Consider the following 23792-nt stretch of genomic DNA (forward strand, 5'->3'; position numbering starts at 1 on the left):
GCTTGGTTAACCTTCTTCTTTTCGGGTGACGGCAGGAATCGCTATGGCTTTTGACTGGACCAGTGTTGTGCTGGGTCTCGCCGCTGCTGGATTGCCGCTGTTGGGCCTGTGCTGGCAGATTCAGCGCCGACTGAGCGCGCGAATGGCCGGCTGGGAATTGCTCGAAGAGCGCCTGGCCACCGCGCAACTGGCCCAGGAAGGGCTCGCCGCGCAGTTGGACGCCAGCCGTGACGAAATCAGCGACCTGAGCCAGGCCAACGCTGCCAAACAGGCTGATCTGGCCGCCGTGCGCCGGGAAGTCGAACTGCTGCAGATCGACCGTGACAACGCTCGCGACGCCGCCCACGCCTGGAACCTCGACCGTTCCGCCAAGGAAACCGAACTACGCCGCCTGGATGCCTTGTCCGCGTCCCTGCGCGCCGAATTGCGCGAGCAACAGGAAAGCCATCAGCAACGCCTCAGCGACCTGCAAGGTTCCCGTGATGAGCTGCGCGCGCAGTTCGCTGAACTCGCCGGGAAGATCTTCGACGAGCGCGAGCAACGCTTCGCCGAAACCAGCCAGCAGCGCCTCGGCCAATTGCTCGACCCGCTCAAGGAGCGCATCCAGTCGTTCGAAAAGCGCGTCGAAGAAAGCTACCAGAGCGAAGCCCGCGAGCGGTTCTCCCTGGCCAAGGAGCTGGAGCGCCTGCAACAGCTGAACCTGCGCCTGTCCGATGAAGCCACCAACCTGACCCGCGCCCTCAAGGGCCAGAAAACCCAGGGCAACTGGGGCGAGTTGATCCTGGAGCGGGTGCTGGAACATGCCGGTCTGGAAAAGGGCCGCGAGTACCAGACCCAGGTAAACCTCAAGGGCCCGGACGGCGAACGCTTCCAGCCCGACGTGTTGATCATGCTGCCGGGGGACAAGCAGGTAGTGGTGGACTCCAAGGTCAGCCTGACCGCCTATCAACAGTACGTCGCCGAGGACGACCAGGCGATCGGCCAGGCAGCCCTCAAGCAGCACGTACTGTCCTTGCGCAACCACGTCAAAGGTCTGGCCGGCAAGGACTACAAGCGTCTGGAAGGCCTGCACAGCCTGGATTTCGTGCTGCTGTTCGTGCCCATCGAAGCCGCATTTTCGGCGGCGCTTCAAGCCGAGCCGAACCTGTTCCAGGAAGCCTTCGACCGCAACATCGTGATCGTCAGCCCGACCACGCTGTTGGCCACCTTGCGGGTGATCGACAGCCTGTGGAAACAGGAACGGCAAAGCCAGAACGCCCGGGAAATTGCCGAGCGCGCCGGTTGGCTGTACGACAAGTTCGTGCTGTTTATCCAGGACCTGGACGAGGTAGGCAACCGCCTGCAGCAGCTGGATAAAGCCTACAGTGCGGCGCGCAACAAGCTGACCGACGGACGCGGAAACCTGGTGAGCCGTACCGAGCAACTGAAGCTGCTCGGCGCCCGCGCCAGCAAAAGCCTGCCGGCCGACTTGCTGGAACGGGCGATGACCGATGAAGACGGCGTGGCGCAGTTGCCAGAATAGTCACCGGTCTCTGTGGGAGCTGGCTTGCCTGCGATGCAGACACCTCGTTCCTCCGCATACACCGAGGCGATGCCATCGCAGGCAAGCCAGCTCCCACATGGGCTAAAGCGGCAGGTGCCGGCTCAACAAGGCCCGCAACGCCGCCGGCTTCACCGGTTTGGCGAGGTAATCCAACCCTGCCGCATGCACCTGGGCCACCATCTCCGGCCGCCCGTCGGCACTGATCACCACACCCGGAATCGGCTCTGCCAATTGCGCCCGCAGCCAACCCATCAACTCGGTGCCCGTTTCCCCGTGGTCGAGGTGGTAATCCACCAGGGCCAGTTGCGGCCGCACACCCTCGGCCAGCAACGCGGCACATTGCGCCTGGTCGCGGGCGGTCCAGACTTCACAGCCCCAGCGCGTGAGCAAACTGCGCATGCCGATCAGGATGCTTTCTTCATTATCCACACACAGCACCTGCGCCCCGCTCAACGGCTGGCCGCTTTCCTGCGCCGGCTTGGCAGGCGCGCTGACCTGAGTGCGCGCCAACGGCACACGCACGCTGAACACGCTGCCTTTGCCCGGCCATGAACGCACGCTCAAGCGGTGCCCGAGCACGCGGCACAGGCCATCGGCAATCGCCAGGCCCAGTCCCAGGCCTTTCTCGGCACGGGTCTGGTGACTGTCCAGGCGTTTGAATTCCTCGAAGATGACTTTTTGCTTGTCCTGGGGAATCCCGGGACCACGGTCCCACACTTCCAGGCACAACTCGCCGCGACGGCGCCGCACACCCAATAGCACCGGCCCGTCGGCGTACCGGAATGCGTTGGTGAGGAAATTCTGCAACACCCGCCGCAGCAACTTGATGTCACTGTCCACCCGCAAACGACTGCCCCGCAGACGGAAACGCAAACCCTGCTCCTGAGCCAGCGCCTTGAACTCGGCGCCCAGCGTATCGAACAGTTCATTGAGCACGAAGGGCTGGCGCTGCGGATTGATCTTGCCGTTTTCCAGGCGCGAAATATCCAGCAGGTCGCTGATCAGGTCTTCCGCCGAACGCAACGAACTGTCCAGATGCTGCACCAACTGCCGGGCATCCGGCGACATGCCGTCGTTCTGATGGGAGAGGGCAGCAGAGAACAATCTTGCGGCGTTCAACGGTTGCATCAAGTCGTGACTGACCGCTGCGAGGAACCGGGTTTTCGACTGGCTGGCGGTCTCGGCCACGCCCTTGGCATCGGTCAGCGCGACGTTGAGTTGCGACAGTTCGTGGGTTCGCTCGGTCACCCGCTGTTCCAGGCCTTCATTGGCCTCGGTCAACGCCTGCTCGGCTTCGCGGAACGCGGTGATGTCGGTGAAGCTCATCACAAACCCGCCACCCGGCATCGGGTTGCCGATCAGTTCGATCACCCGGCCATTGGGAAACAGCCGCTCGGAGGTATGCGCACGGCCCTGGCGCATCCAGTGCAGGCGACGCGCCACGTGTACTTCGGCCTCGCCCGGGCCGCACAGCCCGCGCTCGGCGTTGTAGCGAATGATGTCGGCTATCGGCCGGCCCACACTGATCAGGCCTTCGGGGTAATTGAACAGCTCCAGGTACCGCCGGTTCCACGCCACCAGCCGCAGGGACTGGTCGACCACGCTGATGCCCTGGGTGATGTTTTCGATGGCGCCTTGCAGCAATGCCCGGTTGAACTGCAGCACTTCCGACGCCTCGTCGGCGATGCGTACTACGTCCTCCAGTTGCATTTCCCGGCCTTCAATGGCGGCTTTCACCACTGCGCGGGTCGATGAAGCCCCGAGTACACCGGCCAACAGGCGTTCGGTGTGGGCAATCCAGTCATTGTCGGCGTTCTGGTTGGGGTTGAAACCTTTGCCTTGCCGATAGGCGAAGCGCACAAAACTCTGGTGCGCCCGTTCTTCACCGACAAACCGCGCTGCCAGGCTGAGCAAGTCGTTGATCTGCACCGAAAGCATCGAGCGAGCGCTGGCCCGCTGGCTGATTTCCTGGCCGATAAAACGCCCGGCCTGCCAATGTTCCGACACGCGCGTGCGGGACAGCATCGAGACCCACACGAACAACGTGAAGTTACCCGCCAGGGAAAATACGGTGCCCAGCGTCAGAGAAGTTACAGACAAGCCCAGCGGGTGCGAATGCAGCCACGTCATGCCCGGGAAAAGGCTGAACGACCAGCCCAGACTTTTCGCGGTGACCGGCAGGACCAAGGTGTAGAACCACAGGAACGTACCCGCCGCCAGCCCGGCAAATACTCCGCGTCGGTTGGCCTGTTTCCAATACAGCGCGCCGAGCATCGCCGGTGCCAGTTGGGTCACGGCGGCAAAGGCAATCTGGCCAATGGTTGCAAGGCTGGCGGAGGACCCCAGCAGCCGGTAACTGACGTAAGCCAGCAGCAGGATGATGACAATGCTCACCCGGCGTACCGACAGCATCCAGTGACGGAACACTTCGAACGGCCGCTCGGCACTGGAACGGCGCAGCAGCCAGGGCAGCAGCATGTCGTTGGAGACCATGGTCGACAGGGCGATGCTCGCGACGATCACCATGCCCGTAGCCGCCGAGGCGCCGCCGATAAACGCCAGCACGGCGAGCGCCGGATGGGCTTCGGCCAACGGTAGGCTGATCACGTAGGAGTCCGGTAATACCGAGCCCGGCAGCAGCATCTTCCCGCCGAGGGCAATCGGGATGACAAACAGGGCGGCCAGGATCAGGTAGGCCGGGAATACCCACTTGGCCAGGCGCAGGTCCTGGGGGTCGATATTTTCCACCACGGTGACATGGAACTGCCGGGGCAGGCAGATGATCGCCATCATCGCGACGCCGGTCTGCACCACCATCGAGGGCCAGTTGACAGTCTCTTTCCAGTATTCCTCCAGCCGTGGCGCGAGCATCGCCTGGCTGAACAAATCGTCGAAACCGTCGTACAGGCCGTAGGTCACAAACGCACCGACGGCGAGAAACGCGAACAGCTTGACCAAGGATTCAAAGGCAATCGCCAGCACCATGCCGCGGTGGTGTTCCGTGGCGTCCAGGTTGCGGGTACCGAACACAATGGTGAACAACGCCAATACCAGCGACACGATCAGCGCCGTGTCCTGGGAGCGGGTGCCCGTGGTGTCGGCGCTGGCGCCGATCAGCAGGTTCACCCCCAGCACGATGCCTTTGAGTTGCAAGGCTATATAAGGCAGGACGCCCACCAGGCAGATCAGCGCCACCACCACCGCGAGGGATTGGGATTTGCCGTAACGGGCGGCGATAAAGTCGGCGATGGAGGTGATGTTTTCCTGCTTGCTGATCAGCACCATCTTCTGCAGGACCCACGGCGCGAGCACCAGCAGCAGCACCGGCCCCAGGTAGATCGGTAAAAACGCCCACAACTGTTCGGCCGCCTGGCCTACGGCACCAAAGAATGTCCAACTGGTGCAATACACCGCCAGCGACAGGCTATACACCCAGGCACGCATCCGCGGCGGCAGCGGCGCATGGCGACGGTCACCGTAAAAGGCGATGGCAAACATAATGGCCATATAGGCCAGGGCAACGGCGGCGATCAGCCCGCTGGACAGCGTCATGAGAACTCCAGACATAAGAACGCCCGGGCATTCCCGGCCCGGGCGAACAGTCTCGCATGATGCTTGGCGTTAGTCAGTGTCGACCAAGGTCGGAGCGTGGTGTGATGTCGCAGCGTTGGTTCAGGCGCCGAAACCGCCGTCGATGGTCAGGCTGGCGCCGGTGATGTAGCCGGCCTCAGGGCCTGCCAGATAGGCGACGAAACTGGCGATCTCTTCTACATGGCCATAACGGCCCACGGCCATGAAGCCGATCAGGCTTTCGGCGAAATCACCGCTTGCCGGGTTCATGTCGGTGTCCACCGGGCCTGGCTGCACGTTATTGATGGTGATGCCCCGTGGGCCCAGGTCGCGGGCCAGGCCTTTGGTCAGGCCGACCAGCGCCGATTTGCTCATGGCGTACGGGCCGCCACCGGCAAACGGCATGCGATCGGCATTGGTGCTGCCGATGTTGATGATGCGGCCACCTTCGCCCATGTGCTGCGCGGCTTCCTGGGTGGCGACAAATACGCTGCGTACGTTGATGGCGAGGGTGCGGTCGAAGTCTTCCAGCTTGAAATCTTCCAGCGGGCCGACGGCCAGCACGCCTGCGTTGTTGACCAGGATATCCAGGCGCCCGAACGCTTCGACGGTGGCGTTGACGGCGCTGCGGATGGCGTCTGCGTCGGCGCTGTCGGCATGAATCGCCAGGGCTTTGCCGCCTTGGCTGATCACGCTGTTCTGCAACGCTTCAGCCTTGGCAGCCGAACTGACGTAGGTAAAGGCGACGGCAGCGCCCTGTGCGGCCAGGCGCTTGACGATGGCGGCGCCGATACCGCGGGAACCGCCCTGGATCAAGGCGACTTTGCCGCTGAGGTTTTGTGTGGTCATGTCGTTCTCCAAAAGGTGTGTTGAGGTTGGAGTCGAGTATCGACCTCACCCGGCGCGCCCGGTAGACCGTGATTGCTATAGTCTGTGTAAACCAAAAGTTTAGAGTGGGGCGATATGGAAAGCTTTGGCAGTATCGAATGCTTTGTGCGCAGCGCCGAAGGCGGCAGTTTTGCCGAGGCTGCCCGGCACCTGAGCCTGACGCCGGCCGCCGTGGGCAAAAGCGTGGCCAAGCTGGAGGCGCGCCTGGGTGTAAGGCTGTTCCAGCGCAGTACCCGGCGCCTGACGCTGACTGAGGCAGGCAAGCTCTTCCTCGAAGAAGTCAGCGGCAGCCTCACCACCATTCAAAACGCCGTGGCTAACCTGGCCAGTGCCGAAGGGCGGCCAGTGGGCACGCTGAAAGTGAGCATGGGCACGGTGTTCGGCAACCGTTATGTGGTGCCGTTGCTGGGGGAGTTTCTAAAGCGCTTTCCTGATATCAACCCCGACTGGCATTTTGATAACCGCCAGGTGGACCTGATCGGCCAGGGTTTCGATGCCGCGATCGGCGGTGGTTTTGAGCTGCCCCAGGGCGTGGTCGCGCGCAAGCTGGCGCCGGCGCACCGGATCCTGCTGGCCTCACCGGAATACCTCGCCAAACGCAAGCCGGTGGTCGCACCCGAGGACTTGTCTGTGTGCAACGGCATCCTGATCCGCTCACCGCAAACCGGCCGCGTGCGTTCGTGGCAACTCACCCACCGCACGCGCGAACAACGCCCGCTGGTGCTCAAGCCGCGCATGACCATGAGCGACTCGGGCGCTGCCTGCTGCGCCAGTGCCCAGGGCCTGGGGATTGCGCTGGTCAGCATGCCGATGGCGGTGCCGTATCTGGACAGCGGCCAACTGGTGCGAGTGCTGCCCGACTGGTACGTCGACGACGGCAACATCTCGCTGTACTACGCCGAACACAAGCTGCTGCCCGGCAAGACCCGGGCGTTTGTGGATTTCATCCTGGAGCAGTTTGTCGAACGCGAGTTGGGGCGGCGGTTCAGCGCCATTTGATCCTTGTGGGGATCAAAGTGTGGGAGCGGGCTTGCTCGCGAAGGCGGTGTGACAGTCACCACATGCATCGACTGATCCACCGCTTTCGCGAGCAAGCCCGCTCCCACATTCTGGATCTTCAGTGTCCGAACTTTCCGGGCCAGCCGATCACTTTCTTCGGCCTCGGCGTCGCAAACGTGCGGATCTTCGAGGTCGACAGTCCCAACCGCACCAGGCCTTCGGCAATGGTGACCGCCGAGGTCACACCGTCCACCACCGGCACACCCGTGCGGTAGCGAATCTGCTCATCCAGCCCGGCCATGCCGCCGCAGCCCAGGCAGATCACTTCGGCCTTGTCTTCGCTGATCGCCAATTCAGCCTGGCGCACGATGGCCTCCATGGCCCGCAGCGGGTCTTCCTCCAGTTCCAATACCGCCATGCCGCTGGCCCGTACCGACGCGCACCGCTGATATAAGCCGGCCAGTTTCAGCCGGTCCTCAATCAGCGGCACGGTGCGGTCCAGAGTCGTCACCACGGAGTAGGCATGTCCGAGGAACATCGCGGTGCTGGCGGCCGCTTCGGTGATGTCCACCACCGGCACGTTGAGCAACTCCTGCAAGCCTTCGCGGCCATGTTCGCCGTAGCCGGCCTGGATTACCGCATCGAACGGCTGGTCGTAGGCCATCACCCGGTCCATCACCGCGATGGCCGCCAGGTAGCTTTCGAAATTGCCTTCCACCGATTCGGCACCGAAAAACGGAGTCAGGCCGACGATCTCGGTGCCGGGGGACGCCACCGCCCGTGCCTGTTTGGCGATGGCCTCGGTGATGGACTCGGTGGTGTTGACGTTGACCACAAGGATGCGCATGGAATGTCCTTACTTAATGACTGACGTTATCGACTGCAATGCTTTCGCCGCTCACATCGGCGTAGTACGGCTGGCGCTTGGCGAACAGCAGGTACAGCAGCCCTGCAATACCGGCGCCAATCAGCCAGGAGAACGGCGAGACAAGGGCGAAACCGGGCAGCAGGGCGAGGAGAATGGCGATCACCGCCGCAGGAATAAACGCCGCCACCGCCCGCAGATTGACTCCGCGGCTGTAGTAATAAGCGCCATTCGGGTCTTCGCTATACAACTGCGGCACGTCCACCTGGCTTTTGCGGATCAACCAGTAGTCGACCATGATCACCCCGTACAACGGCCCCAGCAGTGCGCCGAGCCCCGAGAGGAAATACACGATCACCAGCGGGCTGTTGTAGAGGTTCCACGGCAGGATCAACACCGCCACGGTGGCGCTGATCAGCCCGGCGCGGCGGAAGTTCAGGTACTTGGGCGCCAGGTTGCTCAGCACAAAGGCCGGCGCGACGAAGTTGGCCATGATATTCACCGCCACGGTCACAATCAGGAACGCCAGGCAGCCCAGCACCAGGAAGAACGTATTCGGAATCGCCGCAATGATTTCCGTGGGGCTCTCGATCACCCGGCCATTGAGGTGGAACTGCCCGCCGCACAGCAGCACGGTGATGGCCGCGAACACCAGGATATTCACCGGCAGGCCCCAGAAGTTGCCGACCTTGATGGTCTTGCGGCACGGCGAGGAGCGGGCGAAGTCGCAGAAATTCAGGATCAGCGTGCCGTAGATCGCCAGCCACAGCGCGCCGCCGGCAAAGATATTGCGCCACATCTCACCACCGGTCAGCGGCTCGCGAATGGCCCAGGCAATGTGGCCGTCCGCCTGGAAATACATCCAGCCGGCCAGGGACGCTACTGTCAGCAGAATCACCGGCCCGGCGAAGGCTTCATAGCGGCGCACCATCTCCATCCCATAGGCGAGGATGGCGAGCTGCACAAACCAGATCGCCACAAAACACGCCCAGCCCAGGGTGGACAGGCCGAGGATCGAGTTGTGGTCGTAGTCGGCAAAACCTGGATGAACCGCCGTCAACAGCACGCGGAAAACCACCGAGGCCAGGTAGGTCTGTATCCCGAACCAGGCAATCGCGATCACCGCACGAATCAGTGCCGGAATCTGCGCACCATGGATGCCAAAACTGATGCGGCTGATCACTGGAAACGGTACGCCGGTCTTCTGCCCCATATAGCCCGACAGGTTCATGAAGAAGTACACCAGCGCCGCGCCGATCCCCAGGGACAGCAGAATCTGCCAGCCACCCAGGCCCAGCGCATACAGGCCGATGGCGAAGGAGTAGTTGGCGATGTTGTGCACATCGTTGGTCCACAAGGCAAAGATGCTGTAGCGGCCCCAGCGCCGGCCTTCGGCCTTGGTAGGCGCCAGGTCCTTGTTGTGCAGGCGCGGGCTGAGGACCAACGGGCCGGGGCTAGTGGCCTCGGGGTTCAGGGTGGAGGAGGGCAGATCCAGTGCGATGTTATTGGAGAGACTTGTACGCATTCCGGCAGGCTCCTGGACATCAGCAGGAGAGCGGCTGATGTCAAAGTGTATGTATCTTTTTTATTAATTGTATACAAAGTGTGTTTTGCCTTAAGCCACATGCGTGCCAGATTTTCGCCGGATGAAATACACGGCGATTTGATTTTTAGCGTGATTGGAAATAACCGGCTGAATTTAAAGCGATATAAATTGACCGTTTGAACAGCTATTTATTTTGTAGCGCAGAGAGGGGCGGGGATTTAAGTAGAGGTGTGACGAGGGAGGATGTAACTTTTCGGTGCAGGATTTTATAAGTGCACACAAAAATGGCACCGATGGTGACATTTCTGTGTACAGGATTCTGGCTCAGGCGTTACGCCTTGCTGATGATGTTCCCGGCGTGCAACCCGCATTCTTTTTGGGTTGCTTCTTCCCACCACCAACGGCCTTCGCGTTCGTGCTGGTTCGGCAGTACCGGACGGGTGCACGGCTCACAGCCGATGCTGATAAAACCGCGCTCGTGCAGGCTGTTGTACGGCAACTCCAGCATGCGGATGTAACCCCATACTTCCTCACTGGTCATCTGCGCCAGCGGGTTGAACTTGTACAGGGTGCGTTCCGGGGTGGAAAAAGCCGTATCGATTTCCAACGCGGCCACCTGGCTGCGGGTGCCGGGGCTCTGGTCGCGGCGCTGGCCGGTGGCCCAGGCGCTCACACCGGACAGCTTGCGGCGCAGCGGTTCGATCTTGCGCACGCCACAGCACTCGCCATGGCCGTCCTTGTAGAAACTGAACAGGCCCTTTTCCTTGACGAAGGGTTCCAGCTTGCTCTGGTCCGGCGAGATCAGTTCGATGTCGATCTTGTAGAACTCACGCACCTGCTCGATAAACCGGTAGGTCTCCGGGTGCAGGCGACCGGTGTCGAGGCTGAACACCTTGACGTTCTTGTTCAGCTTCCAGGCCATGTCGACCAGCACCACGTCCTCGGCACCGCTGAAAGAGATCCACAGGTCGTCGCCAAACTGGCTGAAGGCCAGCTTGAGAATGTCCTGGGCGGATTTGTTGGCGTAAGTCGCGGCGAGTTCAGCGACGTCGAAGGCTTGGTTCATCAGGACGGTTCCTACAGGTCAGTGGCGCTGAGCGCTCTATAGGGGGGCGATGGTAACAAAATCCCGCCTGCGTTGCGGCGGCCAGCGTGAATCGCTAGAGTTCGGCAGTCCTTTTGCTCGCTCAACTCAATAACTTTAAATGGGAGTGTCTTGTGGAAATTGCCTGTCTCGACCTGGAAGGGGTGCTGGTTCCGGAAATCTGGATCGCCTTCGCCGAAAAAACCGGTATTGAATCCTTGCGGGCCACCACCCGGGACATCCCCGACTACGACGTGCTGATGAAACAGCGCCTGCGCATTCTTGATGAGCATGGGCTGAAGCTCTCCGACATCCAGGAAGTGATCGCCACCCTCAAGCCGCTGGACGGCGCCATCGAGTTCGTCAATTGGCTGCGCGAGCGCTTCCAGGTGGTGATCCTGTCTGACACCTTCTATGAGTTCTCCCAGCCGCTGATGCGCCAACTGGGTTTCCCGACCTTGCTGTGCCACCGGTTGATCACCGACGAGAGTGACCGGGTGGTGAGCTACCAGCTGCGTCAGAAAGATCCCAAGCGTCAGTCGGTGCTGGCCTTCAAAACCCTGTACTACCGCGTGATTGCCGCTGGTGATTCCTACAACGACACCACCATGCTGGGTGAGGCCGACCGTGGGATCCTGTTCCACGCGCCGGAGAACGTGATTCGCGAGTTCCCGCAGTTCCCGGCGGTGCATACGTTTGAGGATTTGAAGAAAGAGTTCATCAAGGCGTCGAATCGGCAGTTGAGCCTGTAAGTTATTGGGTGTGGCTGATGGAAGCCAGCTCCCACATGTTGACCGCGCTCCCATGTGGGAGCCGGGCTTGCCCGCGATGGGGCCGGTATGGCCACTGCACAGCCTAGACCCCTGCCAGCAAACTCTCATAAGGAATGCGCAAGCCTTCATGCAGGCGTTTGATCATCGACAAGCTCAGCTTGCGCTTATGATTCAACACTTCGGAAACCCGCCCGCTCGGACCTATGAAAGGCTCCAGGTCACGGGCGGTCAGGCCTAGCTGCTCCATTCGAAATCTAATCGCTTCCACGGGGTCCGATGGCGGCATTGGATAATGCTCCGCTTCGTACTTTTCGATAAGTATCGCGAGAATTTCCAGCTCGTCACCCTCGGGCGAGCCGATTTCCGCTTCCCATAGCTGTTCGACGCGCGCGAGCGCAGCGGTCAGGTCTTCCTGGGAATGAATGGGTTTGATGTTCATCACACGGTCTCCGCATTGATCTGATCGTACTGCGCGTGGGTCCCCACGAAGCGTATGAACGCAAGCTGTCGCTGATAATTGATCGCCATGATCACTCGATACTTGTTGCCGCCTATGTTGAACACAACCCTGCCCCCTTTGAGAATGCTCGCTGTCCTTAGCTCTGCCTTGAGGGCCTGAGGGGTTGGGTAAACAGCTTTTTCCATATGGCGATACAGCTCGACCAGCGGCGTTTTGGCATCCATGCAACCAGGGTGGTTTTCCCAGAATATTCGTAGGGCAGACAGAGCGATTATCCGCATCGCTGCAACCTCCCAATTCGGGAGATGATAGGTGCGGTTGAGGGCAGATGCAATCTCGGAAATCTTTCCTGACAAGTAGGCAGTCGTTTCATGTGATCCTTCACAGACGGCTGGTGGACGGTTGAAACCGGACGCTATCCTCCGGCTTCGACCCCGTCTACTTCGGTACTGATTCAGGTCTTTTCTGCTGCCTGGCTCCGCGTCGCAGAGCCAGGGAGGGCTGCGTGCTACAGGCTTTCCAAGGTTTGTAACAACACCCGCACCTTGGTCATCGACTCCTGATACTCCGCCTGCCACTCCGAGTCCGCGACAATCCCGCCGCCGCCCCAGCAGCACACCTGACCATCCTTGACCAACAGGCTGCGAATGGCGATGGAGCTGTCCATCTCGCCGCGCACGTCCAGATACACCAGCGAACCGCAATACAACCCGCGCCGGGTCGGCTCCAGCTCGTCGATGATCTGCATCGCGCGAATCTTCGGTGCGCCGGTGATGGAGCCGCCGGGGAAGCTGCCGGCGATCAGGTCGAGGGCGTCTTTGTCGTCCGCCAGCTCACCGGTGACGCTGCTCACCAGATGATGCACGTTGGGATAGCTTTCCAGGCTGAACAACTCCGGCACTTTCACCGAGCCGGTACGGCAGGTGCGACCCAGGTCGTTGCGCAGCAGGTCGACGATCATCAGGTTTTCGGCACGATCCTTGGGGCTGGCCAGCAATTCAGCGGCGTTGGCTGCATCTTCCTCGGGCGTCGCCCCCCTTGGCCGGGTGCCCTTGATCGGGCGGGTTTCCACCTGGCGCTGGCTGATTTTGACGAAGCGTTCCGGCGATAAACTCAATACCGCGCCATCATCCGGCAAGCTCTGGAACCCGGAAAACGGCGTCGGGCAGGCTGCGCGCAGGGCGCAATAGGCAACCCACGGGTCGCCGACGCATGGGGCGCGGAAGCGTTGGGCAAAGTTGACCTGGTAGCAGTCACCCGCCTGGATGTAATCCTGGATGCGGGCGAGTGCATGTTTGTAGGTGTCGGCTGTCACGTCCGGAGCCATTGGGCTTTGCAGCTTGAAGGTGGCCGATGCGCTGATGGTCGGCTGACCGAACAAGGTAATCAGGCGTTGCCGTTCGCTTTCCTCCAGTTTGGGGTGGAACACCAGTTGGCTGGTCTGCGCCTGGTGATCGCTGATCAAGGCCCAGGCGTACAGGCCAAAGCGCGCATCCGGCAGGTGCAGGTCGTCCACCGCCAGGTGCGGCAGGTGCTCAAGATGACGACCGAAGTCGTAGCTCAGGTAGCCGATGAGGCCGCCGGCAAACGGCAGTTCGTAGGGCGCGGGGATCGTGGCTTCACCCAGCAACGTCAGGTTTTCCCGCAGGCGCTGCAGGAAATCACTGCCGCTTTCGTCGGGCAGTACCGCCAGGGTCGTCTCGGGCCAGGCGCTCAGCAGGTCATAACGGCCGCGCTCGGCCGCCGGTCGGCCACTGTCCAGCAGCACCGCGCCGGGCGCATGGCGGATTGCTGCAAAGTATTCGGCAGGGTTGGCCCGGTAGGGCAGCGGGTGTACGGAGCAGGTCACTGGGTTTATCCCTCGACCGCCGGAATATGCCCAAACATTTCCTGCACAAACTTAACCCGTTCCTCCGGTGTTTCCGTCACGCCCGCCGCCTTCAGCTCTTCCAGTCGAGCCTCCACGGCATGGGTGCGCAAGGTCAGGCCGCAGTCGTTGGCAATCTGGATGTTCAGCCCCGGGCGAGCGTTAAGTTCCAGGATCAACGGACCCTTTTCCTGGTCCAGCACCATGTCCACGCCGATATAGCCCAGGCCGCACAGCTCGTAGCAGCCGGCGGCGAGCTTCATGAAACCGTCCCAGTTGGGCAGTTGCACGCCGTCCACCGCATTGGTGGTGTCGGGGTGCTTGGTGATGATGTTGTTCAGCCAGGTGCCGCGCAGGGTCAGGCCGGTGGCGAGGTCGACACCCACGCCAATCGCGCCCTGGTGCAGGTTGGCCTTGCCGCCGGACTGGCGGGTGGGCAAGCGCAGCATGGCCATCACCGGGTAGCCCATCAGCACAATGATGCGGATGTCCGGTACGCCTTCGTAGCTGATGCTTTTGAAGATCTGGTCAGGCACCACCCGGTATTCGATCAGCGCGCGGTCACGGTGGCCGCCGAGGGAATACAGGCCGGTGAGGATGCTGGAAATCTGATGCTCGATTTCTTCATGGCTGATGATCTTGCCGGAGACCGTGCGATAGCGCCCTTCAAAACGGTCGGCGATCACCAGGATACCGTCACCGCCGGCGCCCTGGGCCGGCTTGATCACGAAGTCGCTGCGCCCGCCGATGATCTCGTCGAGCTTGTCGATTTCCTTCTCGGTGGAAATGACCCCGTACATTTCCGGCACGTGGATGCCGGCGGCCATGGCCCGTTCCTTGGTGATGATCTTGTCATCGACGATCGGATACAGGCTGCGCTTGTTGTACTTGAGCACGTAGTCGGCATTTCGCCGGTTGATGCCCATGATCCCCCGCGCTTCCAGGGCCTTCCAGGTCTTCCAGAAGCCGAACATTACGAGTCAGCCTTGAGGAAGGCCTTGAAACGCACCAGTTCGGTCAGGCGGTAGCCGCGATAACGACCCATGGCCAGCATGAAGCCCACCAGGATCAACAGGATCGCCGGGAAGGTGAACACGAAGTAGATCAGTTCCGGCACGCTCATGATGATGTGCGCCAGGGACGCGGCGAACAGCGTGCCGATCGCGACTTTCATCGCATGGCCGCCACCGCGTTCTTCCCAGGTGATCGACAGGCGTTCGATGGTCATGGTCAGGATCACCATCGGGAACAGTGCCACCGACAACCCGCGCTCCAGGCCGAGCTTGTGGCTGAACAGACTGATGGCGGCGATCAGCACCACCACGAAGGTCAGCACCACCGAGAGCCTCGGCAGCATCTGCAGCTTCAAGTGTTCCAGGTAAGACCGAAGCGACAGCCCCAGCGCCGTAATAATGGTGAACAGCACAATCCCGAAGCCCAGCTGTGTCTCGCGGAACGCCAGGGCAATCAGCACCGGGGTAAACGTGCCTAGGGTCTGCAGGCCGATCAGGTTGCGCAGGATCAGGATCACCAGCACGCCAATCGGGATCATCACCATGATCATGAAGGTCTGCTGGGTTTGCAGCGGCAGGCCGTACAGCGAGTACTCGAGGAAGTTGGCGTCGGTGTTTTCGTCCGTCAGCTTGGCCAGGCGAATCGCGTTCATTTCGCTGTTGTTGAGGCTGAAGGTCACCATGGCCTTCTTGCCGCCGTCGACGGTGATCAGGTTTTCATCACCGGTCCACCACAGCAGGCGGTCGGCCGGCAGGCCTTGCTCGCCGGTGTCGGGGTTGAAGTACAGCCAGTCATTACCGTTGAAGCTGCGCAGCCAGAGTTCCGGGGTTTGCGGCTGGTCGGCCACCAGGCGGATGGTGTGGACCTTTTCCACCGGCACGTGGGCGATGGACAGCAGCAACTCGACGATCTTGGCCTTGTGCGGCGTCGACGGGTCGCCCGCCAGCAGCAGCTTCACGTTGTCGTCGTTGAGGTTGTTGGTGCGCTTGATGGCTTCGCTGATAAAGGTCTCGACGTCGGCCGAGTGCTGGCGGATCGGCGCCAGCAGGGCTTCGGCGGCGATTTTTTCCGGGCCTTCGACGGCGATGCTGTCGCGGAAGGTCGGGCCCTTGACCTTGACCTTTTCACCGCTGTAACGCTTGGTCAGCACCAGGCGGTAGTAGAGGGTCTGGTTGCCCTTGGCCCGGCGTGCCGACCAGGTGACCTTGCGGTTGCCGTCGAGGCGATTGACGCTGACGCCGTAGTTATTCGAGATAAAGCTTTCATTCAGGCTGACGAAGTCGCGGCTCAGGGGCGGCACGAACATCTGGATTTTCACCGGGTCCTTGGCGCTGGCGACGAACTCGACCTTGGCGTCGATGTTCCACAGGTCGTCGGTGGCGTCCTCGGTGACGGGAATCCCCAGCACGAAAATCTGATAGGCGGTGACCGAAATGCCCAAGACCACCAAAACGGCGATCAGGATTTTCAGGTGCAGATTAAGAGAGCGCATTCAAATTACTCAGCGGTATGAGCGTCGGAGGCGCAGGCAGGTTTGCCCGCCGCGTATTTAAGACTGGGGTCGACCAGCGCATCAAAGCGTTTCAGCGCTTCGGAGCCGATCAGCAACGGGTATTGGAAGGCGCTGCGGTCAGTCAAGTTCACTTCGATACTGCGTAAAGCGGTGCCCATGCAGATGTCCAGGGCGATGACTGGACGGGCGGTGTAGTTCTTGTCTTCATCGGGGTCGTAGTCACCGGCGCGGCGCTTGATCTTGCTAACGCGGGCCAGGGGACGCTCGATGGGGTGGGAGTGTGCGGTGTCGATGGCCAGGTAGAAGCGCACCCAGGACTCGCCGTTGCGCTTGAAGCGCTTGATGTCGCGGGCGCTCAAGGACGCGGTCTTGGCGCCGGTGTCGAGCTTGGCGGCCACTTCCAGGTCAATGCCGGCCAACTTGGCGTATTCATTGAGTCCATAAACGGTCTTCTCGGCAGCAACGCCAAGGCCCGGGATAAACAGTAGAAGCAAAAGGGGGAAGGGCTTGAGTCTCATAAATCCTGACGCGGTGCAGTGCGATGTTCAATTCAAGGCGACTGGCATTGCTGCGCAAGCTCCCTCGTGCGCCTTTTCATCCAGGGATGTGAGGCAAAAGTGGCCGGCATTCTAACATGAAGGTTTTCTGGCGCCAGCGCTGGCAGCCGGCCATGCCCCGATAGAGTGCAAGGCGGGTTATTAGACGATTGTCGACAATGTGTATTTATTCTTTGACTATCCGGGGCTGATTGGCTAGTTTTTGCGGCATTGCTTTTAAAGGTGTCGACAATATGCTGGATCAACTGGAAACCCCAGTGATGGCCCAAGACGATTCCCAGACCATGTCCGAGAACGTCTTCCGGCGTATCCAGGCCGCCATCGTCAAGGGCGAAATCGCCCCCGGCAGCAAGATCTCCGAGCCGGAACTGGCGCGCACCTATGGCATCAGCCGTGGCCCGCTGCGCGAGGCGATTCATCGCCTGGAAGGCCAGCGCCTGCTGGTGCGCATCCCCCATGTGGGCGCGCGAGTGGTCTCGTTGAGCCATGAAGAACTGATCGAACTCTACGAAATCCGCGAATCCCTGGAAGGCATGGCCTGCCGCCTGGCCGCCGAGCGCATGACCGACGCCGAGATCGAAGAGCTGCGCCAGGTGTTGCACACCCACGAGCGCGATGCGGCCTTCCAGGCCGGTGTCGGCTACTACCAGCAGGAAGGCGACTTCGATTTTCATTACCGGATAATTCAAGGCGCCGGTAACCGCACCCTGACCCAAATGTTGTGCGGCGAGCTGTATCAGTTGGTGCGCATGTACCGCATCCAGTTCTCCGCCACCCCCAATCGTCCACGCCAGGCCTTTGCCGAGCATCACCGCATTCTTGACGCGATTGCCGATCGCGACGGTGAACTGGCCGAGTTGTTGATGCGCCGGCATATCGGCGCCTCCAAACGCAACATTGCCCGTCACTTCCCGGACGGCGCTCCCCAATCACGAGGTGAGTCATGAGTTCCAATAACAACACCACTCCAGGCCAGCGTTTCCGTGACGCGGTTGCCAGCGAGCACCCGTTGCAGGTAGTCGGCGCGATCAACGCCAACCATGCGCTGCTGGCCAAGCGCGCCGGCTTCAAGGCGATCTACCTGTCGGGTGGCGGGGTGGCTGCCGGCTCCCTCGGTGTGCCGGACCTGGGCATCACCGGCCTGGATGACGTGCTGACGGACGTGCGCCGCATCACCGACGTGTGCGACCTGCCGCTGCTGGTGGACGTGGACACCGGTTTCGGCTCCTCCGCGTTCAACGTGGCGCGCACCGTCAAGTCGATGATCAAGTTCGGCGCGGCGGCGATCCATATCGAAGACCAGGTGGGCGCCAAGCGTTGTGGCCATCGCCCGAACAAAGAAATCGTGTCCCAGCAGGAAATGGTCGACCGCATCAAGGCTGCGGTGGATGCGCGTACCGATGACAGCTTCGTGATCATGGCCCGCACCGACGCACTGGCCGTGGAAGGTCTGGAATCCGCCCTGGAACGTGCGGCCGCCTGCATTGAGGCCGGTGCCGACATGGTGTTCCCGGAAGCCATCACTGAGCTTGAGATGTACAAGCTGTTCGCCTCTCGCGTGAAAGCGCCGATCCTGGCCAACATCACCGAATTCGGTGCGACACCTCTCTATACCGTCGATCAACTGAAATCTGCGGATGTTTCCATCGTCCTGTACCCGCTCTCGGCCTTCCGCGCCATGAACAAGGCGGCCGAGAATGTCTACACCGCGATCCGTCGCGACGGCACCCAGCAGAACGTGATCGACACCATGCAAACCCGCATGGAGCTTTATGATCGCATCGACTACCACACCTTCGAGCAGAAGCTCGACGCGCTGTTCGCCGCCAAGAAGTAACGCGAGCGCCTCACTAATAACTACAAGATTGGAGATAACCATGGCCGAAGCAAAAGTACTCAGTGGAGCTGGCCTGCGTGGCCAGGTTGCCGGGCAGACCGCACTGTCCACCGTGGGCCAGGCCGGTGCCGGCTTGACCTATCGCGGCTACGACGTGCGCGAACTCGCCGCCGATGCCCAGTTTGAAGAAGTCGCCTACCTGCTGCTCTACGGCGAACTGCCGACCAAAGCCGAACTGGCCGCCTACACCGCCAAGCTCGGCAAACTGCGCGACCTGCCCCAGGCGCTGAAAGAAGTGCTGGAACGCATCCCCGCCGACGCGCACCCGATGGACGTGATGCGCACCGGTTGCTCGTTCCTGGGCAATATCGAGCCGGAGAAAGACTTCTCCGTGCAGCGCGACGTGACCGACCGCCTGCTGGCCGCGTTCCCGGCGATCATGTGCTACTGGTACCGCTTCAGCCACGACGGCCAGCGCATCAACTGCGTGACCGACGAGCCGAGCATCGGCGGGCACTTCCTGCACCTGCTGCACGACAAGAAGCCCAGCGACTTGCACGTCAAGGTGATGAACGTGTCGCTGATTCTCTACGCCGAGCACGAATTCAACGCCTCGACCTTCACCGCCCGCGTGTGCGCGTCGACCCTGTCGGACCTGTATTCCTGCGTCACCGCCGCCATCGGCTCCCTGCGTGGCCCGTTGCACGGTGGTGCCAACGAAGCGGCGATGGAGATGATCGAGCGTTTCTCTTCCGCCCAGGAAGCGGTGGAAGGCACCCTCGGCATGCTGGCGCGCAAGGACAAGATCATGGGCTTTGGCCACGCGATCTATAAAGACAGCGACCCGCGTAACGAGGTGATCAAGGCCTGGTCGAAAAAACTCGCGGACGAAGTGGGCGACACCGTGTTGTTCCCGGTTTCCGAAGCCATCGACAAGACCATGTGGGAGCAGAAGAAACTGTTCCCCAACGCCGACTTCTACCATGCCTCGGCGTACCACTTCATGGGCATCCCGACCAAGCTGTTCACCCCGATTTTCGTCTGCTCGCGGCTTACAGGGTGGGCCGCGCATGTATTTGAACAGCGTGCCAACAACCGCATCATCCGTCCGAGCGCCGAGTACATCGGCGTTGAGCAGCGCAAGTTCGTGCCAATCGAACGTCGCTGAGTGGTGGGAATCTGAGGCGCCGGTTTTCAGGATCGGAACCGGTTCAATGTGGGAGCTGGCTTGCCTGCGATAGCATCACCTCGGTGTAACTGACACACCGAGGTGCCTGCATCGCGGGCAAGCCCGGCTCCCACAGGGACCGTGTTCATCCAGGCCAACGCCACAGGTTTTTGCTGTACACCTAACCGTGACTGAGTCCCAGCCTATGAACACTGAACACCGCAAACCGCTCCCCGGCAGCCGCCTCGATTTCTTTGACGCCCGCGCGGCAGTCGATGCAATCACCCCCGGCGCCTACGCCACACTGCCGTACACCTCCCGCGTGCTCGCGGAAAACCTGGTGCGTCGCTGTGACCCGGCGACCCTCAACGCGTCCCTGAGCCAACTGATCGAGCGCAAGCGCGACCTCGATTTCCCATGGTTCCCGGCCCGCGTGGTATGCCACGACATCCTCGGCCAGACCGCCCTGGTGGACCTTGCCGGCCTGCGCGACGCCATCGCCCTGCAAGGCGGTGACCCGGCCCAGGTCAACCCGGTGGTGCCGACCCAACTGATCGTCGACCACTCCCTGGCCGTCGAAGCCGGTGGTTCTGACCCGCAGGCGTTCGAGAAAAATCGCGCCATCGAAGACCGTCGCAACGAAGACCGTTTCCACTTTATCGAGTGGACCAAAAAGGCCTTCAAGAACGTCGACGTGATCCCGCCGGGCAACGGCATCATGCACCAGATCAACCTGGAGAAAATGTCTCCGGTGATCCAGGTACGTGACGGCGTGGCCTTCCCGGATACCTGCGTCGGCACCGACAGCCACACGCCTCACGTTGATGCCTTGGGCGTGATCGCCATCGGCGTTGGCGGCCTTGAAGCAGAGAGCGTGATGCTCGGCCGCGCCTCGTGGATGCGCCTGCCGGAAAGTGTTGGCGTGGAGCTGACGGGCAAGCTGCAACCGGGCATCACCGCCACCGACATGGTGCTGGCGCTGACCGAGTTCCTGCGCAAGCAGAAGGTCGTCGGTGCGTGGCTGGAGTTCTTCGGTGAAGGTGCTTCGGCGCTGACTCTGGGCGACCGCGCCACCATCTCCAACATGGCCCCGGAATATGGCGCCACCGCCGCGATGTTTTACATCGACCAACAGACCATCGCCTACCTGAAACTCACCGGTCGTGAAGACGAGCAAGTCACCCTGGTGGAGCAGTACGCTCGCCACACCGGCCTGTGGGCGGACGACCTCAAGGGCGCGCAATACGAGCGTGGCCTGAGCTTCGATTTGTCCTCGGTGGTGCGCAACATGGCCGGCCCGAGCAACCCCCACGCCCGCGTCGCCACCAGCGACCTGGCGGCCAAGGGCATCTCCGGCCAGTGGGATGACGTGCCGGGGCAAATGCCCGACGGCGCGGTGATCATCGCCGCCATCACCAGTTGCACCAACACCAGCAACCCGCGCAATGTGATTGCCGCCGGCCTGCTGGCACGCAATGCCAACAAGCTCGGCCTGGCCCGCAAGCCATGGGTCAAGTCGTCCCTGGCACCGGGTTCGAAAACCGTGGCGATGTACCTCGACGAAGCCGGGCTGACCACCGAGCTGGAGCAACTCGGTTTTGGTGTCGTGGCGTTCGCCTGCACCACCTGCAACGGCATGTCCGGCGCACTCGACCCGGTGATCCAGCAAGAGATCATCGACCGCGACCTGTACGCCACCGCCGTGCTTTCGGGTAACCGCAACTTCGACGGCCGTATCCACCCGTACGCCAAGCAAGCGTTCCTCGCGTCGCCGCCGCTGGTGGTGGCCTATGCGATTGCCGGCACCATCCGTTTCGACATCGAAAAAGACGTGCTGGGCCTGGACGCCAATGGCAAGGAAATCCGCCTCAAGGACATCTGGCCAAGCGACGAAGAAATCGACGCGGTGGTCAAGGCGTCGGTCAAGCCGGAGCAGTTTCGCCAGGTGTACATCCCGATGTTCGCGATCCACGAAGACACCGGCCCGAAGGTCACGCCGCTGTACGACTGGCGCCCGCAGAGCACCTACATCCGTCGCCCGCCGTACTGGGAAGGTGCCCTGGCCGGTGCACGTCCGCTCAAGGGCATGCGCCCGCTGGCGGTGCTGCCGGACAACATCACCACCGATCACCTGTCGCCGTCCAACGCGATCATGCTCGACAGCGCCGCCGGCGAATACCTGGCGAAAATGGGCCTGCCGGAAGTCGACTTCAACTCTTACGCGACCCATCGTGGCGACCACTTGACCGCGCAGCGCGCCACCTTCGCCAACCCGAAACTGTTCAATGAAATGGTGGTTGAAGACGGTAAGGTCAAGCAGGGTTCGCTGGCGCGCCTGGAGCCGGAAGGCAAGGTCACGCGCATGTGGGAAGCCATCGAAACCTACATGGAGCGCAAGCAGCCGCTGATCATCATTGCCGGCGCCGACTACGGCCAGGGTTCGTCCCGGGACTGGGCGGCCAAGGGCGTACGCCTGGCCGGTGTTGAAGCGATTGCCGCCGAAGGTTTCGAGCGCATCCACCGCACCAACCTGGTGGGCATGGGCGTGCTGCCGCTGGAGTTCCTGCCGGGCACCGACCGCAAGACCCTGAAGATCGACGGCACGGAAACCTACGACGTGATCGGCGAACGCACCCCGCGTGCGCAACTGACGTTGCTGATCAACCGCAAGAACGGCGAGCGTGTCGAGGTGCCGGTGACCTGCCGGCTGGACACGGCTGAAGAAGTGTCGATCTACGAGGCGGGCGGCGTGTTGCAACGTTTTGCCCAGGACTTCCTGGAATCGGCTGTAACTGCCTGATAACTGCGGCCGGGGTCAACGCCCCGGCCCATGAGGACCACCATGGCACACGTACCGCAGATCAAGATTCCCGCCACCTACATGCGTGGCGGCACCAGTAAAGGCGTGTTTTTCAGCCTCAAGGATTTGCCCGAGTCGGCCCAGGTGCCGGGCGCGGCGCGGGATGCGTTGTTGTTGCGGGTGATCGGCAGCCCCGACCCGTATGACAAGCAAATCGACGGCATGGGCGGCGCGACTTCCAGCACCAGCAAAACCGTGATCCTGGCCAAAAGCACCCGCGCCGATCACGACGTGGACTACCTGTTCGGCCAGGTGTCCATCGACAAACCGTTCGTGGACTGGAGTGGCAACTGCGGCAACCTGTCGGCGGCGGTGGGTTCGTTCGCCATCAGCGCCGGCCTGGTAGATGCCGCGCGCATTCCGCACAACGGCGTGGCCGTGGTGCGGGTGTGGCAGGCGAATATCGCCAAGACCATCATCGCTCACGTACCGATCACCGACGGTGCGGTGCAGGAAACCGGCGACTTCGAACTCGACGGCGTGACCTTCCCGGCCGCCGAGGTGCAGCTGGAATTCATGGACCCGGCGGCGGAAGAAGAGGGCGGCGGTGGCTCGATGTTCCCTACCGGCAACCTGGTGGATGACCTGGACGTGCCGGGTGTCGGCACATTCAAGGCGACGCTGATCAACGCCGGGATTCCCACCATCTTCATCAACGCCCAGGACCTGGGTTACACCGGCACCGAGTTGCAGGGCGCGATCAATGGCGACCCCAAGGCCCTGGCGATGTTTGAAACCATCCGCGCCCATGGTGCGCTGCGCATGGGCTTGATCAAACACCTGGACGAAGCGGCCCAGCGTCAGCACACGCCGAAGGTGGCGTTTGTGGCGCGGCCTGCGGACTACGTGGCGTCCAGCGGCAAGGCGATCAAGGCGGGTGATGTCGACCTGCTGGTGCGGGCGCTGTCCATGGGCAAGTTGCACCACGCGATGATGGGCACGGCGGCGGTGGCGATTGGCACGGCGGCGGCGATTTCCGGCACGCTGGTGAATTTGGCGGCGGGCGGCGTGGAGCGCAATGCGGTGCGGTTCGGGCATCCCTCCGGGACGTTGCGCGTAGGCGCCGAGGCCAGCCAGGTCGACGGTGAATGGGTCGTGAAAAAAGCCATCATGAGCCGCAGTGCGAGAGTGTTGATGGAAGGGTTCGTACGCGTCCCCGGCGACTCTTTCTAACCGATCATTCCCACGCTTTGCGTGGGAATGCATCCCGTGACGCTCTGCGTCACCCTTGCGCCGTACGGGACGCGA

Annotated in this window: 19 protein-coding genes; 8 read left to right on the plus strand and 11 right to left on the minus strand. The window is 61.8% G+C overall.

Translation table 11 applies throughout. The annotated features are described in order from the left end of the window. The first annotated feature begins 157 nt into the window (after positions 1-157). A complete protein-coding gene (rmuC, locus tag QF039_RS03950; protein WP_173406092.1) occupies positions 158-1522 on the plus strand; it encodes a DNA recombination protein RmuC in 1365 nt (454 codons plus the stop codon). A gap of 102 nt (positions 1523-1624) precedes the next feature. Here the strand turns inward: rmuC and QF039_RS03955 are convergent, their stop codons facing one another. Both QF039_RS03955 and QF039_RS03960 read right to left on the minus strand, forming a co-directional pair. Next, positions 1625-5095, minus strand: a complete 3471-nt coding sequence (locus tag QF039_RS03955; protein ID WP_003214948.1) for a PAS domain-containing hybrid sensor histidine kinase/response regulator — start codon at positions 5093-5095, stop codon at positions 1625-1627. A gap of 120 nt (positions 5096-5215) precedes the next feature. After that, complete coding sequence (locus QF039_RS03960; RefSeq protein WP_307517041.1) at positions 5216-5962, minus strand: 3-oxoacyl-ACP reductase family protein; 747 nt, start codon at positions 5960-5962, stop codon at positions 5216-5218. A 114-nt stretch (positions 5963-6076) separates the two neighbouring features. Between QF039_RS03960 and QF039_RS03965 the strand changes: the two genes are divergently transcribed. After that, positions 6077-7000, plus strand: coding sequence for a LysR family transcriptional regulator (locus QF039_RS03965; RefSeq protein WP_102605104.1), 924 nt, complete (start codon positions 6077-6079; stop codon positions 6998-7000). 118 nt (positions 7001-7118) lie between these two features. Here QF039_RS03965 and QF039_RS03970 read toward each other — a convergent pair whose 3' ends face one another. The 3 genes from QF039_RS03970 to QF039_RS03980 all read right to left on the minus strand — a co-directional run bounded on the left by QF039_RS03970 (position 7119) and on the right by QF039_RS03980 (position 10477). Continuing rightward, the gene (locus tag QF039_RS03970) at positions 7119-7847 is read right to left on the minus strand and encodes an aspartate/glutamate racemase family protein (RefSeq protein WP_008432690.1); all 729 of its coding nucleotides are present in this window, start codon (positions 7845-7847) and stop codon (positions 7119-7121) included. A 13-nt stretch (positions 7848-7860) separates the two neighbouring features. Beyond that, a complete protein-coding gene (locus QF039_RS03975; protein WP_307517042.1) occupies positions 7861-9390 on the minus strand; it encodes an NCS1 family nucleobase:cation symporter-1 in 1530 nt (509 codons plus the stop codon). A 352-nt stretch (positions 9391-9742) separates the two neighbouring features. Continuing rightward, positions 9743-10477: a phosphoadenylyl-sulfate reductase gene (locus QF039_RS03980; RefSeq protein ID WP_003214958.1), complete on the minus strand. Its 735-nt coding sequence runs from the start codon at positions 10475-10477 to the stop codon at positions 9743-9745. Between the two features lie 152 nt (positions 10478-10629). On the opposite strand from QF039_RS03980, the gene thrH reads away from it, so the two are divergent. Further along, a complete protein-coding gene (gene thrH / locus QF039_RS03985) occupies positions 10630-11247 on the plus strand; it encodes a bifunctional phosphoserine phosphatase/homoserine phosphotransferase ThrH (RefSeq protein WP_102368354.1) in 618 nt (205 codons plus the stop codon). 103 nt (positions 11248-11350) lie between these two features. On the opposite strand, the gene QF039_RS03990 is transcribed toward thrH, so the two are convergent. The 6 genes from QF039_RS03990 to QF039_RS04015 all read right to left on the minus strand — a co-directional run bounded on the left by QF039_RS03990 (position 11351) and on the right by QF039_RS04015 (position 16640). Beyond that, a complete protein-coding gene (locus QF039_RS03990; RefSeq protein ID WP_307517043.1) occupies positions 11351-11707 on the minus strand; it encodes a type II toxin-antitoxin system HigA family antitoxin in 357 nt (118 codons plus the stop codon). Next, positions 11707-12009, minus strand: a complete 303-nt coding sequence (locus QF039_RS03995) for a type II toxin-antitoxin system HigB family toxin (protein ID WP_003214964.1) — start codon at positions 12007-12009, stop codon at positions 11707-11709. The genes QF039_RS03990 and QF039_RS03995 overlap by 1 nt, the downstream gene beginning before the upstream one ends. Positions 12010-12236: 227 nt before the next feature. After that, positions 12237-13577: an aminodeoxychorismate synthase component I gene (gene pabB / locus QF039_RS04000; RefSeq protein ID WP_307517044.1), complete on the minus strand. Its 1341-nt coding sequence runs from the start codon at positions 13575-13577 to the stop codon at positions 12237-12239. A 5-nt stretch (positions 13578-13582) separates the two neighbouring features. Then, positions 13583-14569: an alpha-L-glutamate ligase-like protein gene (locus QF039_RS04005; protein ID WP_003214969.1), complete on the minus strand. Its 987-nt coding sequence runs from the start codon at positions 14567-14569 to the stop codon at positions 13583-13585. Continuing rightward, the gene (locus tag QF039_RS04010) at positions 14569-16101 is read right to left on the minus strand and encodes an inactive transglutaminase family protein (protein ID WP_003214971.1); all 1533 of its coding nucleotides are present in this window, start codon (positions 16099-16101) and stop codon (positions 14569-14571) included. Before QF039_RS04010 ends, QF039_RS04005 begins: the two co-directional genes overlap by 1 nt. A 5-nt stretch (positions 16102-16106) precedes the next feature. Then, entirely contained in the window at positions 16107-16640 is a 534-nt protein-coding gene (locus QF039_RS04015) for an ATP-dependent zinc protease (protein WP_023659091.1), read from the minus strand. A 272-nt stretch (positions 16641-16912) separates the two neighbouring features. Between QF039_RS04015 and QF039_RS04020 the strand changes: the two genes are divergently transcribed. From QF039_RS04020 to prpF, 5 genes are all read left to right on the plus strand, one after another. Then, positions 16913-17626 (plus strand): GntR family transcriptional regulator, encoded by a 714-nt coding sequence (locus QF039_RS04020; RefSeq protein ID WP_008432676.1) that lies wholly within the window; start codon positions 16913-16915, stop codon positions 17624-17626. After that, entirely contained in the window at positions 17623-18516 is an 894-nt protein-coding gene (gene prpB, locus QF039_RS04025; RefSeq protein ID WP_003214976.1) for a methylisocitrate lyase, read from the plus strand. Before QF039_RS04020 ends, prpB begins: the two co-directional genes overlap by 4 nt. Positions 18517-18556: 40 nt before the next feature. Continuing rightward, complete coding sequence (prpC, locus tag QF039_RS04030) at positions 18557-19684, plus strand: 2-methylcitrate synthase (protein WP_008432675.1); 1128 nt, start codon at positions 18557-18559, stop codon at positions 19682-19684. A 205-nt stretch (positions 19685-19889) separates the two neighbouring features. Then, positions 19890-22484: a Fe/S-dependent 2-methylisocitrate dehydratase AcnD gene (gene acnD, locus QF039_RS04035; RefSeq protein WP_102368357.1), complete on the plus strand. Its 2595-nt coding sequence runs from the start codon at positions 19890-19892 to the stop codon at positions 22482-22484. A gap of 42 nt (positions 22485-22526) precedes the next feature. After that, complete coding sequence (gene prpF, locus QF039_RS04040; RefSeq protein WP_307517045.1) at positions 22527-23717, plus strand: 2-methylaconitate cis-trans isomerase PrpF; 1191 nt, start codon at positions 22527-22529, stop codon at positions 23715-23717. The last annotated feature ends 75 nt before the right edge of the window (positions 23718-23792 follow it).

Origin of the sequence: Pseudomonas sp. W2I6 (genome assembly GCF_030815935.1) — a bacterium.
GTDB lineage: Bacteria > Pseudomonadota > Gammaproteobacteria > Pseudomonadales > Pseudomonadaceae > Aquipseudomonas.